The 14,559-nt window shown below is 38.7% G+C and carries 19 protein-coding genes; 8 read left to right on the top strand and 11 right to left on the bottom strand.

Annotated elements, in window-relative coordinates; all coding sequences use genetic code 11:
- Positions 1 to 40 precede the first annotated feature (40 nt).
- Both AAFN64_RS05545 and AAFN64_RS05540 read left to right on the top strand, forming a co-directional pair.
- A complete protein-coding gene (locus tag AAFN64_RS05545; protein WP_347759567.1) occupies positions 41 to 1,456 on the top strand; it encodes an aldehyde dehydrogenase family protein in 1,416 nt (471 codons plus the stop codon).
- Between the two features lie 72 nt (positions 1,457 to 1,528).
- The gene (locus tag AAFN64_RS05540; RefSeq protein WP_347759566.1) at positions 1,529 to 2,326 is read left to right on the top strand and encodes an AraC family transcriptional regulator; all 798 of its coding nucleotides are present in this window, start codon (positions 1,529 to 1,531) and stop codon (positions 2,324 to 2,326) included.
- A gap of 145 nt (positions 2,327 to 2,471) precedes the next feature.
- On the opposite strand, the gene AAFN64_RS05535 is transcribed toward AAFN64_RS05540, so the two are convergent.
- The 8 genes from AAFN64_RS05535 to AAFN64_RS05500 all read right to left on the bottom strand — a co-directional run bounded on the left by AAFN64_RS05535 (position 2,472) and on the right by AAFN64_RS05500 (position 8,517).
- A complete protein-coding gene (locus AAFN64_RS05535; RefSeq protein ID WP_347759564.1) occupies positions 2,472 to 3,794 on the bottom strand; it encodes a serine hydrolase domain-containing protein in 1,323 nt (440 codons plus the stop codon).
- Between the two features lie 9 nt (positions 3,795 to 3,803).
- Positions 3,804 to 4,406, bottom strand: coding sequence for a hypothetical protein (locus AAFN64_RS05530; RefSeq protein WP_347759562.1), 603 nt, complete (start codon positions 4,404 to 4,406; stop codon positions 3,804 to 3,806).
- Entirely contained in the window at positions 4,403 to 4,735 is a 333-nt protein-coding gene (locus AAFN64_RS05525) for a PadR family transcriptional regulator (protein WP_347759561.1), read from the bottom strand. Before AAFN64_RS05525 ends, AAFN64_RS05530 begins: the two co-directional genes overlap by 4 nt.
- A gap of 188 nt (positions 4,736 to 4,923) precedes the next feature.
- Positions 4,924 to 5,817, bottom strand: a complete 894-nt coding sequence (locus AAFN64_RS05520) for a tetratricopeptide repeat protein (RefSeq protein ID WP_347759559.1) — start codon at positions 5,815 to 5,817, stop codon at positions 4,924 to 4,926.
- Between the two features lie 82 nt (positions 5,818 to 5,899).
- Positions 5,900 to 6,706: an AraC family transcriptional regulator gene (locus tag AAFN64_RS05515; RefSeq protein ID WP_347759558.1), complete on the bottom strand. Its 807-nt coding sequence runs from the start codon at positions 6,704 to 6,706 to the stop codon at positions 5,900 to 5,902.
- A gap of 25 nt (positions 6,707 to 6,731) precedes the next feature.
- Entirely contained in the window at positions 6,732 to 7,160 is a 429-nt protein-coding gene (locus AAFN64_RS05510; protein ID WP_347759556.1) for a DUF1801 domain-containing protein, read from the bottom strand.
- A gap of 154 nt (positions 7,161 to 7,314) precedes the next feature.
- Positions 7,315 to 8,085: a methyltransferase domain-containing protein gene (locus AAFN64_RS05505; protein WP_347759904.1), complete on the bottom strand. Its 771-nt coding sequence runs from the start codon at positions 8,083 to 8,085 to the stop codon at positions 7,315 to 7,317.
- Between the two features lie 63 nt (positions 8,086 to 8,148).
- The gene (locus AAFN64_RS05500; RefSeq protein WP_347759554.1) at positions 8,149 to 8,517 is read right to left on the bottom strand and encodes a helix-turn-helix domain-containing protein; all 369 of its coding nucleotides are present in this window, start codon (positions 8,515 to 8,517) and stop codon (positions 8,149 to 8,151) included.
- Positions 8,518 to 8,621: 104 nt separating this feature from the next.
- On the opposite strand from AAFN64_RS05500, the gene AAFN64_RS05495 reads away from it, so the two are divergent.
- Positions 8,622 to 9,251, top strand: a complete 630-nt coding sequence (locus AAFN64_RS05495; protein ID WP_347759552.1) for an NAD(P)H-dependent oxidoreductase — start codon at positions 8,622 to 8,624, stop codon at positions 9,249 to 9,251.
- A 56-nt stretch (positions 9,252 to 9,307) separates the two neighbouring features.
- On the opposite strand, the gene AAFN64_RS05490 is transcribed toward AAFN64_RS05495, so the two are convergent.
- The gene (locus AAFN64_RS05490; protein WP_347759550.1) at positions 9,308 to 9,811 is read right to left on the bottom strand and encodes a flavodoxin; all 504 of its coding nucleotides are present in this window, start codon (positions 9,809 to 9,811) and stop codon (positions 9,308 to 9,310) included.
- A 278-nt stretch (positions 9,812 to 10,089) separates the two neighbouring features.
- Between AAFN64_RS05490 and AAFN64_RS05485 the strand changes: the two genes are divergently transcribed.
- Together AAFN64_RS05485 and AAFN64_RS05480 are read left to right on the top strand one after the other, a co-directional pair.
- On the top strand, positions 10,090 to 11,061 hold the full coding sequence (locus tag AAFN64_RS05485; protein ID WP_347759549.1) for a polysaccharide deacetylase: 972 nt from the start codon (positions 10,090 to 10,092) through the stop codon (positions 11,059 to 11,061).
- 145 nt (positions 11,062 to 11,206) lie between these two features.
- A complete protein-coding gene (locus AAFN64_RS05480) occupies positions 11,207 to 11,848 on the top strand; it encodes an NAD(P)H-binding protein (RefSeq protein WP_347759548.1) in 642 nt (213 codons plus the stop codon).
- Between the two features lie 44 nt (positions 11,849 to 11,892).
- Here the strand turns inward: AAFN64_RS05480 and AAFN64_RS05475 are convergent, their stop codons facing one another.
- Positions 11,893 to 12,033 carry a hypothetical protein gene (locus tag AAFN64_RS05475; protein ID WP_347065392.1) on the bottom strand — a complete coding sequence of 47 codons (141 nt, stop codon included), beginning with the start codon at positions 12,031 to 12,033 and terminating at the stop codon, positions 11,893 to 11,895.
- A 196-nt stretch (positions 12,034 to 12,229) separates the two neighbouring features.
- Here AAFN64_RS05475 and AAFN64_RS05470 point away from each other — a divergent pair, with 196 nt between their 5' ends.
- Positions 12,230 to 12,787 (top strand): DUF2975 domain-containing protein, encoded by a 558-nt coding sequence (locus AAFN64_RS05470; RefSeq protein WP_347759547.1) that lies wholly within the window; start codon positions 12,230 to 12,232, stop codon positions 12,785 to 12,787.
- A gap of 3 nt (positions 12,788 to 12,790) precedes the next feature.
- Positions 12,791 to 13,003, top strand: a complete 213-nt coding sequence (locus AAFN64_RS05465) for a helix-turn-helix transcriptional regulator (protein WP_347759545.1) — start codon at positions 12,791 to 12,793, stop codon at positions 13,001 to 13,003.
- A 167-nt stretch (positions 13,004 to 13,170) separates the two neighbouring features.
- Here the strand turns inward: AAFN64_RS05465 and AAFN64_RS05460 are convergent, their stop codons facing one another.
- Positions 13,171 to 13,320: a hypothetical protein gene (locus AAFN64_RS05460; RefSeq protein ID WP_300486787.1), complete on the bottom strand. Its 150-nt coding sequence runs from the start codon at positions 13,318 to 13,320 to the stop codon at positions 13,171 to 13,173.
- A gap of 144 nt (positions 13,321 to 13,464) precedes the next feature.
- Between AAFN64_RS05460 and AAFN64_RS05455 the strand changes: the two genes are divergently transcribed.
- Entirely contained in the window at positions 13,465 to 14,034 is a 570-nt protein-coding gene (locus AAFN64_RS05455) for a hypothetical protein (RefSeq protein ID WP_347759544.1), read from the top strand.
- Positions 14,035 to 14,559: the final 525 nt, after the last annotated feature.

Genomic DNA, 14,559 nt, shown 5'->3' with positions numbered 1-14,559 from the left:
CATTTTTGTGGGAACTTTGCTATATCAAAATTGAAACACAATGAAACGAATAGACAAAGTTTACACAAACGGTGCTTTTATAAGCCCAAAAGGAACAATGGTTTTTGATTTGATCAACCCGACTAACCGTCAAAAAATCGGCGAAGTGGTGTTAGGTGATGAAACTGATACCCAGGAAGCCATTGCCGCGGCAAAAGAAGCTTTTAAATCCTTTTCAAAAAGTAGTATCGAAACCCGTATCGAGTTATTGGAACGACTAAAAACAGCCGTTCAGAAACGGGAAAAAGAGCTTATCGAAGTTATGATACTCGAATATGGTGGAACGCGCCAGTTTTGCACTACGAGTATCCATTATGCCATCACTTCTTTTTCGAACATGATCGAGGTGCTACGCGGGTTTGATTTTAATCGTATAGCCGGTAATACCCGGGTACAAATGACTCCGGTTGGTGTGGTTGGAATTATCACACCGTGGAATGCGAGCAATAGTTTTATCTGTAATAAACTCGCCACAGCCATTGCGGCCGGTTGTACCGTGGTTGTAAAACCAAGCGAAATGAGTGCTTTGCAAACACAACTATTAACCGAATGTATCCATGAAGCCGGGTTGCCTAAAGGACTCTATAATATGGTTAACGGCCTCGGAAATGTGGTCGGTGCTACGATTACCAGTCATCCGGATATTGCTAAAATTTCGTTTACCGGTTCTACACTCACCGGAAAATTAATTGCCAAAGGAGCGGTCGATACGGTAAAAAGAGTTACTCTGGAACTGGGCGGAAAATCACCCAATATCATTCTGGATGATGCCGATCTGGAACAGGTAATTCCTCAGGCGGTTTTCGGGGCCTATATGAATAGCGGGCAGGCTTGTGTTGCTCCTACTCGTTTACTGGTTCCCAAAACAAAACTGGAAGCGGTTAACCGTATTGCCAAAGCAGCTGTAGCCACAATACAAGTGGGAAATCCCGAAAATGAAACGACTCATGTCGGGCCTATGGTGTCGGAAAAACAATTTGAACGCGTACAGCATTATATCCAAACCGGAATCGAAGAAGGTGCTTCTTTACTCGCCGGAGGATTGGGGAATCCCGAAGGACTGGAAAACGGGAACTTTGTAAAAGCTACTATTTTTACCAATGTTCACAATGATATGCGTATCGCCCGCGAGGAAATTTTTGGCCCGGTACTTTCCATTATTCCGTATGAGAATGACGAGGATGCCATCGCGATTGCCAACGATACAACCTACGGACTGGCGGCCTATATCAGTACCGCCGACGAAAACCGCGCGCTGAAAATGGCGACACAACTTGAAGCCGGACGAATTAACATCAATGGTTTTAAGCACGATCCTTTAGCTCCGTTTGGTGGATTTAAACAATCCGGATTAGGTCGCGAATACGGTTCGTTCGGATTGGACGAATATCTGGAACCAAAGGCAATACTAATCTGATTTTTCAAATAAAATAGTACATTTATATCCTTGTCAGCGTAACAACTGACAAGGTTTTTATTTCGATTTTTTATGGCAACAACTTCCGATAATATCCGCTATTCCTGTCATGCTGCGGCATTCCGGGAAGGCGAACAATTTGTTCACTCCCATAGTTTGTCTATGGTTATTTCCGGAGAAATGGAACTGAACGATGGTACAAACCGGCATGTTTTCCGAAAAGGAGATCTTTACTTTGCGCGTAAAAAACAATTGTTGAAGTTTATCAAAAAACCTTTGGAAAATGAGGAATTTCAGTCAATTTCGATTCTTTTTGAAGAAGAATTACTAAACAATTTCAGTATCGAAAATAAAATCACAATCGATCCCAAACGCTACGACACCGCTTATATTCCGCTTTCGGATTCCGGACATCTCCGTTATTTTATGGAATCCCTGTTACAGTATCAGGATCTTTTGGAAGATAAGGCTCCGGCTTTTATAACGCTCAAACAAAAAGAGGCACTTACCTTATTGCTTGCCTATGATCCTTTATTAAAAGATACCTTATTCGATTTCACGGAACCGCATAAAATCGATCTGGAAACATTTATGCACAAAAATTACCATTTTAATGTTAAGATCGAACGGTTTGCTTATCTCACCGGCAGAAGTCTGGCTACTTTTAAAAGGGATTTTCAAAAAATTTTTCAGACTTCTCCGCGAAACTGGTTACAACAACGGCGTTTAACCGAAGCCTATTACCTGATCGAACAACAACATAAAAAACCCAGCGAAGTCTATCTTGACCTCGGTTTCGAAGATTTATCCCATTTTTCCTTTGCTTTTAAAAAGCAATTTGGAATAACACCAACAGCGCTATTAAAATAAGTGCAATTTATTTTATTATTTTTTGTCGTTTTAATCTTATTGAGTTTAACGATTTATTTCAGTAATACCATTTCCAAAATACAAAAAGGCTGCCTTACTACTAAGACAGCCTTTTTTATTTTCTTTAAATCAATATTAAAACCGGTTATTGGTCTTTTTTAAACATAAAATTGCCTCCTTTTTGTTTTAATACCATACTTTTTTCCGCTGGATTAAATTCCAGAATTAATCCGGCTTTATCAAATCGGAACTGGTCTTTTGCAGAAGCTTCTAACGCAATTGCCGGCTGACCGGGTGTTAGCAATTGTAACGCACCATTTTCTTTGGTGATCGTCATTTTTACCGGAATTTCGGCAGATGAATAGGTTCCCAGATATTGTTCCAAAGCTTCCGGACTTACCGCATAGGTTTTAAATTCCGGAATATCATACGGCTGGTTGAAAATCGCACTTAAAATCGTTAATGCAATCGCATTTCCACTGTAATTCGCCCCATTCGATGTCATCGCAAAAGAGATATCACCATCGGCATAATAGGTAAAAGTACCGTTAAAGCCATCGATATTTCCGGCATGCCCATAGCCAATTTTATCATCAAACGGCATTTTAAAAAGTCCGCGGCCATAATTGTCTTCAATGGCTTTCATCGCGTCCAAACTTTCCTTTTTAAGTAGTTTTCCTTTAAAAAGGCCTTCGCTAAACACTACCAAATCGCCCGGAGTGGATACCATACCGCCGGCACCCATCGGAATGGACATATCCGTTTCCGGTACGGCTTGCCAGGTTTCGGCAAATCTATACGACTTGGATTCGTTATTTTCGGTATTGATCTTTCCTCCAAAAAAGGTGTTTTTTAAGCCCAGTGGTTTCGCAATATAAATTTGTACCAATTCCGAATACGGTTTTTTAAAGGTTTTCTCCAAAATATAGGTCAACAATACATAATTGGAATTGCAATATTTCCCTTTGCTTCCCGGTTCGAAATCACTTCCCCCTTTGGCGATAAGGGCAACCATTTCACGTTCTGTCATTGGTTTGGTATTCCAGTCTTCATAATCGTCGTCTCTGGTAAAATCATGGATTCCGCTATGATGGTTTAACAGTTGACTGATCGTAATTTTATTTGCATTGGCAATCGTTGGAAAAAATTTTTCAATGGTTTGATTCAGGCTTAACTTTTTGTTTTCGATAGCTTTAAAAATCAAAACCGACGTAAACGTTTTCGAGATCGATCCAATACGGTATTTTGTATTTTCGTTCGCTTTGCGGTTGTGTTCCACATCGGCATATCCAACCGATTTGGCATAAATTTGCTGACCGTTTTGAGAAATCGCCAGGCTTCCCATAAATTTATTATTGGCTTCCAGCGTTTTAAAATACAAATCCAGTTTTTGCGTGTCGATTTTTTGTGCCCATCCAAATGCGGTAACAAAAAGGCTTAGTAAACCGACCTTAATTTCTTTTTTCATAGCTATTTTTTACGATTTTAAGGTTCTTTTTAATCGGAGTAACAGGGTAATCATAAAATAGAAAAGCACGGTTAAAACCAGCATCAATGGAATAAACCAATTGCCTAACTTTTCATATTCCAAATGCGTCACACCATAGCTTCGGTAGTAGCCCAAAATACAAATATCATTTGCACGGTAGAAGAAACCTACGTTTTCCGGATCGATCAATTTGGCACCGATCAGGAACAGGAATCCAAATAACAACAGGTATAAAACCGCAAAAATGATATAGGAAATTCCATTTCCGATGTTTAATACCAGAGCTTTGATCACCTGAAACGGGTTAAACGTACGTGTCGCTTCCTCCAATTTTTTTTCGGCTACCAATGGTTTTAAAAAGACTTCCGGTTGTCCTAGTTTTTCTAAAATATCCAGTAAATGGGCTACTTCTTCTCTTCCGGAATCCGGATCCGACATCAGACTTTCGTAAATATGGCTGTTGATTTCCAGTAAAATTTCCTGTTGGTTGGCTGCGTTCAGTGTCTTTATCGCCTGTTGAATACGCGCGATATAATCCAGGTAAATTCGCTTCGAATTTGGTTCCCGGAAAGCTATTTCTTTAAATTTCATATTGAATTAATCGTTGTATTGAGGCTGTCCCAATAGATTTTCATTTCGTTTACAGTGTGCAATCCCAATTTGGAAATCGTATAATATTTCCTTGGAATACCCGATTCCTGTTCGACCCATTTTGAGGCTACCAGTTCTTCTTTTTTTAATCGGTTCATCAACGGGTAAAGCGTCCCTTCCGCGATGTCGATTTGCGTTCGTTTTTTAATCTCATTGATTAAATCATACCCGTAGTATTCTTTTCCATCTTTTAGAATACTAAGCACCAAAAATGACAATGTGCCTTTTTTGAGTTGCGAGATCCATTTGGTTGTAAAATCTTCGTTCATGTGACAAATATAAAAACAAAATACATAGTATTACAAAGTATGTAGTTAAAAAATATATTTATTTCAACAACAAGCTAATAGTCAATAATTTAAAAATCAACAAATCATTATTTTGGTTTTTTATGAAATAAAAAAACTCCGACAGTACTATACTTTCGGAGTTTGAAAACACTTTTTAGATGGTGCTTTTATTTAATTCGGATGTTATGCGTTTCGAGTACCTTCTTTGCATTTTCATTATCCGGGTTTAATTGCAATGATTTTTGATAAGCCTGAAGCGCCTTTTTTGTCGCTCCGGTTTGTAGTAATATTTCGCCGTAGCTGTCGAATGTATTAAAACCTTTCGGATACAACTCGGTGTTTAGTTTTAAAATTTTCAGTGCTTCGTTCGTTTTTCCCGATTCGGACAGTTCATATCCAAAACTATTGATCTTTTCTTCACTAACATCGTATTCCGATTGTTTCCCTTTGGCGACTTCCGATTTGATTAACTTAATCATCGGATCAATTGATTTTTGTTCGTTATAATACGCTGAAATCGATTTTAAATTCATCGCCCGTTCTTTTGCTTCCTGTTCGGCAAGCGTTTCCACCTTATAGTATTTTCGTTGTTCGTCCGTGATCTGAGTCGGATCGATTTTATAACGTTCCCACCGACCGCTGGTTCTGTTTTTAACGAATTGGGTACCGTAAATCTGCGGCTTTCCTCTTCGCATCAAATCACGGTCGACCGCCGCCGCATACCACCATTTATTCAGTGTTTCGTCCAATTGTATGGCTTTTTCAAAACTTTTAACCGCCATAGCCGAATCGATCGAATCACTACCGTGCTGAAATACTATCCCCGCATTGAGATAGTCTTTCGCGGTTTTTACCTGATCTTCTTTAAACAATTGCGCGGTTCGCTCGCGTCTTGTTTTGTCTTCTTTATTTAAAATCGTCCAGTCAATGTTCGGTTGCTTTCTGGCATTTTGATCATCATCGGCCATTTTTTGAAGTTCCGGATTGTCTGTTGTCTGCGAAAAGGTTGTAGCCGATAGCAATAGTATCGTTATTGTTTGAAGAAAGTTTGGCTTTATCATATTTTTTGGTTTGTTTATAAGGTTTGGAATAGCAAGATTACTTTTTTTAAAAACGGAAAACTTGTAAAATTGAGACATCCTACTATTTTGTGAAATGCCAGAAGGTATCGGCCGAACCTAATAGCGTTCCCTTACTAAAAAACTGTTTGGGCGAATGATGGGTAAATTTTTCGAAGGTTTTATTCAAATGCGCCTGATCGCTAAAATTATATTCGTACGCCAGTTCCGTAAAACTTTTATCCTGATTGGTAAAAAGTTTGTGTTTCATGGTTTTTCTAAAAAGTACGATCTGCTGAAATTTCTTTAAGGAAACCCCAAAATGCGCCTTAAAAATACGAACAAGGTGTCGGCGACTGGTTTGGAGTTCGTCGGCCATTGCCGCAATCGAAAAATCTTCATAATGCCGGAATATATAGGCTATCGATTGTTCCAATAAAACATTGTGATAGCGGTGAAACCGATTTTCTAAAAACTGATCCAGTAAGCGGGTTAGTTCCGAAGGTTCCGCTGTAAAAAGCTGATGGAGTTCTTTTTCGGTAAAAAATTCAAAATCGGTTATATATCCGGAAAAATCCTGTTGGTAAAATTGTTCGATTCCCAACGGATTAAAGACGATAACAATCCGGTGGAGATTCCCTAATTGAATAACATCCATCACCTGTTCCCGAACCGGCGTAAACATTTGCAACGGTTTCCTGTCGGGATGATAGATCATGATCCCATCGGGCGTTCTTTCGTGCGATCGATAAAGGGAAATAACATTGTTATAATGTGGAAAACAGGTAAATTCGGTTCTTACATTATCCGGTTTGATGTCCACATAATAATAGCTTACATATTGCGCTATTATTGGGTTTTCCGGTGAAAAGGTTTCAAAAATGGCTTTCATTTTCTATACAATGCAGGAATCCCTTTTACAACTTACCGTATTTTTCGTGTAATTGCAGTATCGTGTTCCCCATTAATTCCTTAACCACTTCAATGTCGATATCCGCCAGCTTTTTGACATAAATACAGCCTTTGCTTATCTTGCATTTTCCGAGCTTTTCCAACAATGGGTGCTGTTCTTCATTCCCCATATGAATGTATAATGAAAGAGCCGCTTTTCGCGGTGAAAACCCCACCAAAGGCCAGTCGGCTTCCTGACGGCTTCGCTCCGATTTATAATGATAGCGCCCGAAACCAATGATAGATGGTCCCCACATTTTAGGTTCAAAACCAGTAAAATCCTGCATGATCTTTACTAAAGCATAGCTATCCTGCTTTTTTTGTTCGGTAGCGGCAAAGCTGTCGATAAACTCGTGAACATCGGCGTCGGTTTGTTTGGTTTTAATGGCGGCCATACTTACTTTTTATTTGATCAATAAATATAAATTGAAAATTATATAAAAATCGGATATCGGAATACGTCGTTAACTAAATTTTATATAAACCCTAAACCTCTATTCCACACGATCCCTTTCTTTCCTCTTTATTCTTTCCTCTTTATTCTTTATCTTAAACCATCTTTACGCCGTATAACACTATTCGTTTAAAAGCATATAATGCCGGTAGTTTTGGAAAATGTGCCGCGATTCGTTCCAGAAACACTTGGTTAAAATGCAACTGTTGCTCGTCGTCCATCCGTTCTGTATAAGGTAATAAGGCCGTTCCGGAAATAAAATCGAATAAGGTTTTATGATCTTCCGCGATAATCGGATACACTTTTTGTAGCAATTGCATGTCGCGTATTCCGTTATCGAATAATATCTGCGCATACCGATCCAAAGACAATACCGGTGAATCGCGTTTATACCCTTTTAAATAGTCCGAAAAGGGCTTTTCCTGAACCAGATCCAATAAAATCCGGTTTAATATATTCTCCGTTTGCACCGGCATTTGTATTGCTAATTGTCCACCGGACTGTACACGGGAAATGAGTTTGGGAAACAATTCTTCGTGATACGGCGACCATTGTAACGCGGCATTACTAAAAATAAGATCCCATTTTTGATCGGAATTGATAACGGATTCGGTGGTAGCCTGTTCAAAATGCAGATTTTCATTTGCAAACGCTTTTGATTTTTCCAGCATTTCGGCCGAAGCATCAATCCCGGTAAAATGACTTCCGGGAAACTGTCGGGATAAAATCGCCGTTTGTTCTCCGGTTCCGCAACCTAAATCGATTGCTATAAGGTTTTCTTTCGGTTGAATAAAAGCCGCCAGGTCATAAAACGGCTGGTAGCGGACTTTTTTAAACTGATCGTATAGTTCGGGATTCCAGGCCATCGTTTCTTGTTTTAGTTTATAACGTTTCAAGTTACTATTTTTTAAAACGTATCGCAAGTTTTATTACAATCCTGCGTCGGCAGTTCCTTTGGTAATCAGATCCCGGTGTGCAATTCCCCATTGCGCCAGAATCGTAATTACCGGTTGTACCGTTTCGCCATAAGGCGTTAGTTCGTACATCACACTAACCGGTTGCGTCGTGATCACAGTACGCTTGATCAATTGATTTATTTCCATTTCCTTTAATTCGCGACTAAGCATTTTTCCGGAAATTCCATCGACATCTTTTAAAATATCGGAATAGCGTTTTTTTCCAAATAGCAACGACGCAATAATCGAAATCTTCCATTTACCGCCCAAAACATACATTGCATCGTGTACCGCCATTATTGCCTTACCACAGGCCATTTGTGAGTGAATTGGTGTTTCCATATCCCGCTTGTTACCTCTATGTTACTATTACTTTTTGTTTGTTAGTAACAAAAGTAAACAACTTATTTCGAACTTTGTCCTCAGAATCATTAAATTGTACTATCATGGAATTAATCGAAAGCCTTAACTGGCGTTATGCGACTAAAAAATTCAACACCGAAAAAGTAAATCCCGATACCATCGACCAGATTATTAATGCGACCAATCTATCGGCTTCCTCAACCGGATTACAACCGTATCGCCTGATTGTAGTCGAAAACCCGGAGCTTAAAAAAGAATTGGGCGAAGGCTCTTTTAATACACAAATTGCTAATTCATCGCATTTGCTGGTTTTTGCTGCATTTGAAAAAGTCACCCTTGAACAAATTGAAGACTATATGAACCATATTGCGACCGTACGCGGAATTCCGGTTGAAAATCTAGCCGATTTTAAAAATGCATTGGTAAACGGTATCTTGTCACGCGGCGACGAGCACAATTTCCAATGGGCCGCCCGACAAGCCTATATCGGCCTTGGAACCGCGATGATTGCTGCTGCCGATTTACGCGTGGATTCCACGCCAATGGAAGGTTTCGATCCGGAAAAATTCGATCGCCTTTTAGGTTTACAGGAAAAAGGACTAAAAAGTGTTGTGGTACTGGCTTTGGGCTACCGCGATACCGAAAATGATATTTTTGCGACTTTTAAAAAAGTACGTTTACCACAGGATGAATTTGCCACAACAGTAGCCTAATTCCGGTTTTGATTCCATATCCTAATACTAGTAAAAATCCCTGATCTCAGGGATTTTTATTTTCCCAATACTTCTTCCAGCCATTCTATTACTTTTGGTTTGATCGTTGTAACAGCATCACCATTTTCCAAAAAGGCTGGCCCGATAGTAGCTTCCGGACACCATTCCCGAATTTCCGGAATACTGTTTGCGGAACCAAAACCGGAATGGGTATGAAACGGCAGTATTGTTTTTCCTTTTAAATCAAACTGTTTTAAAAAACTTCGTACCGGTGGCGGCAGGCGCTTATCCCAGACCGGAAAACCTAAAAACACTACTTTATACCTATTCAGGCTTTCAATTTTGTTTTTCAACTCCGGTAATACATTCGTTTTATTCTGTTCCATGACAAAATGTACAGCTGACTGGTGATCGGTTGGATACACTATTTCCGATTCGAGCCGAATACTGGTACCACCGGTTTTTTCCTTTATATAGCCGGCCAGTTGTTCTGTGTTACCGGTATGTGAGAAATACACAATAAGTATTTCGCTTTCTTTTACAGTCGTTTGTATGGGCATCGGCATGATTTAAATTAATTTCTGAGTGTACATTGAAAAGAGTCTGTAACGCTTTCATTATTGTTTAACAATACAAAATTAGACGACTGTTTTATTTTAAACATGATACAAGTCATTTGAATTTTGAAACAAAATTCAGACTGTAACGGATGACCTATAATGACTTAATACAGTCTGTTTTTTGTCTGAATCCTATAAGCATACTTATTATTCTTGGTATTTATCGCTAAAATTGCATTGAATTTAGTACTTTCAATACTGTTTAAAAATAGTCTGTGATGTCATTCAAACGCTTATTTCTGATTTTGTTATACCTGCTTGTTACCGTTGCGAATGCGCAATCTGACATTCGCCAATACACACGTTACACCGGCTACGGACAACTCAACCGGGAAGATCTGATTGTTTTAAGGCGTTTCCAACAAAACGGACAACTGCAGTATCTAACCGTAAATTGTACGACACTCGAAACCCGGATTGTACCCGCTAGCGCATTACAGGTACAAACCGCTTCCTGGGAAACACTGAAAAAACAATTTAAGAACACGCCCTATCTAAAAGCCTTGCAATATGCCTCCTCCCAATCTTTTTCGTTACAGGATGCAGGGATTATTCATGGTTATCCAAAGGAAAAAGGAATTACACTAACCATCGACCTTTGTCCGTCGCACAAACCGTTGGATCGGAACATTTTCAACGATCTTATGACTGCATTTGGCTCCATTGAAAAACCGGTTCCGGTAGCGCTCTCCCTATCCGGACATTTTCTGGAAAACCATCGCAACGACATCGGGTGGCTGCAACAACTCGAAAAGAATAATGCGATCCGTATTACCTGGGTCAATCATACGTATAGTCATTTTTATGATCCTAAGTTCCCATTACAGGACAATTTCCTGCTCAAACCCGGTACCGATGTTAACTACGAAATATTACAAAATGAGATTGTGATGCTCGAACAAGGACTTATCCCCTCCGTATTTTTCCGTTTTCCCGGACTGGTATCGGACAACAAAGTCGTTAGTCTTGTAACGGATTACGGGCTGATTCCAATTGGTAGTGATGCCTGGCTTGCAAAAGGACAATTGGCGACTTCCGGAAGTATCGTTCTGATTCATGGTAACGGTAATGAACCGGTTGGTGTTTCAGACTTCATCCGATTGCTGAAAAATGAAAAAAATGCCGTACTAGAAAAACAGTGGTTGCTTTATGATCTTAGCAACAGTATCGGTTCCGAGTTTAAAAATTAGCGACTTTTTTACTTCCTTTTTTGTATCTTAGTCGTATTCGAACTGTTTTATAAAATATCAATCCCGGTTTAGGAATGCTTCCTGAACATCCGGATTCCCAATGGAGTCCCGGTATTTTATTCTCTAATTTTATAAAACAATCGCAATGAAAACTATAACAATTGCCGTAATTGGCGGCACCGGAAAATCCGGAAAATACCTTGTACAACAACTGCTTAAAAAAGGTTTTTCCGTTACATTACTACTTCGGAATCCCGAAAATTTTGATACTCAAAATCCTTTGCTTAAAATTATAAAAGGCGATGCCCGCAATTTTGAATCGGTATTGCTTTTGTTACAGGACTGTGATATGGTAGTGAGTACACTTGGGCAACCCAAGGGCGAACCCACGATTTTTAGTACCGCAACCAGTCATATTATAAAAGCCATGCGCCACTATAAATTGTCACGTTATATTGTAACAACCGGATTAAATGTAAACACACCAACCGATGCTAAAAGTGATACAGTACAAATGGCCACTCAATGGATGTATGATCATTTCCCGGATACCACATATGACAAACAAAAGGAATACGAATTACTCGCACAAAGTGATTTGAATTGGACGATGATTCGGTTGCCTTTAATCCGGCAAACCGACGAATCGTTTTCGTATCATACGTCTTTGGTCGATTGTCCCGGTGATTTTATCAGTGCTACCGATCTGACCAATTTTGTGCTACAGGAAATGGAGCAACCTCGTTTTATACGACAAGCCCCCTTTCTATATAGCTTTGATCAATAATTAAAAACGGAGTCTTTATCAGACTCCGTTCTTTTTTAATACCGTTAATCATTACGTTTATGCTTATGCGGTTTTAAAGTTGGATGTTTTGGCTTGTTGTCCGGTGTAACCCGTTGCCGTTTGTCGTCTTTTCCTTTGTCCGTTTGTCTTTTTGGTCCGGGTTTAATCGCCTGAATCGTTTCCATAATCTACTTATTTATTGTTTGTAATTACCCGCAAATAACAGTCCGCAAGCCGCGATTTCCTTACGGAAAACCGGAAATAAGAATATTTCATTTTAAACCTCAACGTACAAATATTTTGTATTTCAATTTATTTTTATTGTTTTTCAATAAATTTTTACTGATATTTGTCTTGTAAATTTTAAATCATCATCATCTTATGGAAATTAAAATCACCACCAACCAGATATTGAAAGTACTACAGGTATTTTCCTGGATCATTTTTATCGGCTTATGTGTAGAAGCGGGCGGCATTGCCGTAAACACTATTATTTCACTTTTTATCAACCCGGATGGCGTACACAACTTTTGGGAGGGAGCCGATTATTTATCCGGTCTTTTTAAATCAGATCGAGGTCATTTTGCTGTCATTGCCATTATTATGACCATCGTAGCCGTATTAAAAGCAATATTGTTTTATCTGATCGTAAAACTGTTTGTCGACAAAAAATTAAACATTGCCAATCCTTTTAGTAGTGCCTTACGCCAATTTATTCTAAACATAGCTTATCTGGCTTTGGGCATCGGTTTTTTTTCGTATTACGGCCTACATTATTCCGAATGGCTTACCCAACAAGGTGCCGGAATTCCTAACTTGCGTATCTTAAATATCGATGGTGCCGATGTATGGCTTTTTATGGCTGTGATCCTGTTTGTAATTGCTCAAATCGTAAAACGCGGTATCGAAATTCAGAATGAAAACGATTTAACGATATAATATATGCCGATAATAGTAAACTTAGATGTTATGATGGCCAAGCGAAAGATGTCGCTGAATGAGCTTTCCGAAAAAGTCGATCTGACCCTTTCCAATCTTTCCATTTTAAAAACAGGAAAGGCAAAGGCAATTCGCTTTTCGACACTGGAAGCCGTTTGTAAGGCCTTAGACTGTCAGCCCGGAGATATACTCGAATATGTAGCCGAGGATAAATAATATTTGATCAGACTAACTTTTTAAATAAACACCTGACAGGTTTTAGAAACCTGTCAGGTGTAAAACGTTTAGGGTTTGTTTTATTAGCACGGATTATAAATCCGCGCTATCAAATCCGCTATCAAATCCACACTACCAGATCAGTGTAAACAAATAGCCAAAATAACCTATAACACGTAAAATAGCAGCATCAGAAGTGCCGGTACAATTAAAATCATACAGCCATTTCCGCCTTTATAACTCCTTCTGTGATGATTTGTAAAATGCCCCTGTACATAGGTTCCGTCTTTTTTAAAATAGCCTTTTCGATATGCCATAATGTTCCTTTATTACGTTATAATTCATCGCAAAGAACCACAATAAACCAGCATTTCCTTTACGGAAAAACGTAACAACAAAGAATTTTTATTTTTGATCACTTACTTTTGATAGCTTTGTTAACTATCGCTAAAACAACGCTTATGGAGCCCTATTTTCATGAGGATTCTTTTTTATGTTATGAGTTTACTTCGGTTAATAATGTCCGTTTTATAAACGAGGCTTTTACACTATTGACAGCATTAGAAGACGAAGAACGCAATTCCTGGGAAATGGTTCCGGAAAGCGAACAGTATTTTACTACGCGTCCCATTGGCGGTAACCGTCCTGTTCCTACATTCGATTTAGCAATCATGATATCCGATTTGACTACAAAATTGATCAGCCATGGTTTTATACCACTTGCCGAACCTGATTTTGTAAAAAACAGCACGTTTAGGTCGTATCGAAGTATCATTCAAAATGCGAGTTGTTTTGTTTATCACAACTTTGCCATTTTTTTATATGCCGAAAATGATCGTATAACCTATCTATGGTTCGATTCGTTTGCTTCTGAAATCGAAATGACAACCGACAATTCCGGGATAATCAATTTTCTGTATGCTATTGGTGTAGACCTGCAAATGGTTTTAGTCGACTGGTATGAAAAACGGATTATTGATTTAACCCAAAAAGACGTTATTGCCGATTATTTGGCTACATTAAAATCATAGTTTGAGCGGAATTTGTAATAGTCATCTGATTTATTAGCACGGATGCACTCGAGGCTTTAGCCAAACTGATAAAATAAATCCGCGCTATCCGGTATACTCGAGTATGTAGCCGAGAATAAATAATATTTGATCAAATCAACTGTTTAAATAAACACCTGACAGGTTTTGGAAACCTGTCAGGTGTAAAACGTTTAGGATTCGTTTTATTAGCACGGATTATAAATCCGCGCGGTCTGAAACGACTTCGTTTATCATAAACTTATCACAAAAACCATTCAATCAGTATTTTTTGTTTTATTTATCGTATCTTTATATAATCTGAATGATTGATGGTTTTATCCTTCTGATTATTTTGGTCTTTAAAGAGCGTGCAATTTGGTTTGTATGCTCTTTTTAGTTTAAAGTAATTCCGAGCGTCGGATTGTGGTTCCGAAGATTTGTTTCTGTTAACACAAAATAAGAGATAAGCGATGATGTTCATCACCTTTGGGTTCGTTTCAATGTTTTTGTCTAAATTTGTTGTTC

This window comes from Flavobacterium sp. CAU 1735, from assembly GCF_039888695.1.
Lineage (GTDB): Bacteria > Bacteroidota > Bacteroidia > Flavobacteriales > Flavobacteriaceae > Flavobacterium.
The sequence above is the reverse complement of the archived record's forward strand: the minus strand, read 5'-3'. Positions and strand labels throughout refer to the sequence as shown.

Excerpts from the sequence above, each read along its gene's own strand:
- AAFN64_RS05545 (WP_347759567.1), top strand. The coding sequence starts at position 41 with ATGAAACGAATAGACAAAGTTTACACAAACGGTGCTTTTATAAGCCCA.
- AAFN64_RS05540 (WP_347759566.1), top strand. The coding sequence starts at position 1,529 with ATGGCAACAACTTCCGATAATATCCGCTATTCCTGTCATGCTGCGGCA.
- AAFN64_RS05535 (WP_347759564.1), bottom strand. The coding sequence starts at position 3,794 with ATGAAAAAAGAAATTAAGGTCGGTTTACTAAGCCTTTTTGTTACCGCA.
- AAFN64_RS05530 (WP_347759562.1), bottom strand. The coding sequence starts at position 4,406 with ATGAAATTTAAAGAAATAGCTTTCCGGGAACCAAATTCGAAGCGAATT.
- AAFN64_RS05525 (WP_347759561.1), bottom strand. The coding sequence starts at position 4,735 with ATGAACGAAGATTTTACAACCAAATGGATCTCGCAACTCAAAAAAGGC.
- AAFN64_RS05520 (WP_347759559.1), bottom strand. The coding sequence starts at position 5,817 with ATGATAAAGCCAAACTTTCTTCAAACAATAACGATACTATTGCTATCG.
- AAFN64_RS05515 (WP_347759558.1), bottom strand. The coding sequence starts at position 6,706 with ATGAAAGCCATTTTTGAAACCTTTTCACCGGAAAACCCAATAATAGCG.
- AAFN64_RS05510 (WP_347759556.1), bottom strand. The coding sequence starts at position 7,160 with ATGGCCGCCATTAAAACCAAACAAACCGACGCCGATGTTCACGAGTTT.
- AAFN64_RS05505 (WP_347759904.1), bottom strand. The coding sequence starts at position 8,085 with ATGGCCTGGAATCCCGAACTATACGATCAGTTTAAAAAAGTCCGCTAC.
- AAFN64_RS05500 (WP_347759554.1), bottom strand. The coding sequence starts at position 8,517 with ATGGAAACACCAATTCACTCACAAATGGCCTGTGGTAAGGCAATAATG.
- AAFN64_RS05495 (WP_347759552.1), top strand. The coding sequence starts at position 8,622 with ATGGAATTAATCGAAAGCCTTAACTGGCGTTATGCGACTAAAAAATTC.
- AAFN64_RS05490 (WP_347759550.1), bottom strand. The coding sequence starts at position 9,811 with ATGCCCATACAAACGACTGTAAAAGAAAGCGAAATACTTATTGTGTAT.
- AAFN64_RS05485 (WP_347759549.1), top strand. The coding sequence starts at position 10,090 with ATGTCATTCAAACGCTTATTTCTGATTTTGTTATACCTGCTTGTTACC.
- AAFN64_RS05480 (WP_347759548.1), top strand. The coding sequence starts at position 11,207 with ATGAAAACTATAACAATTGCCGTAATTGGCGGCACCGGAAAATCCGGA.
- AAFN64_RS05475 (WP_347065392.1), bottom strand. The coding sequence starts at position 12,033 with ATGGAAACGATTCAGGCGATTAAACCCGGACCAAAAAGACAAACGGAC.
- AAFN64_RS05470 (WP_347759547.1), top strand. The coding sequence starts at position 12,230 with ATGGAAATTAAAATCACCACCAACCAGATATTGAAAGTACTACAGGTA.
- AAFN64_RS05465 (WP_347759545.1), top strand. The coding sequence starts at position 12,791 with ATGCCGATAATAGTAAACTTAGATGTTATGATGGCCAAGCGAAAGATG.
- AAFN64_RS05460 (WP_300486787.1), bottom strand. The coding sequence starts at position 13,320 with ATGGCATATCGAAAAGGCTATTTTAAAAAAGACGGAACCTATGTACAG.
- AAFN64_RS05455 (WP_347759544.1), top strand. The coding sequence starts at position 13,465 with ATGGAGCCCTATTTTCATGAGGATTCTTTTTTATGTTATGAGTTTACT.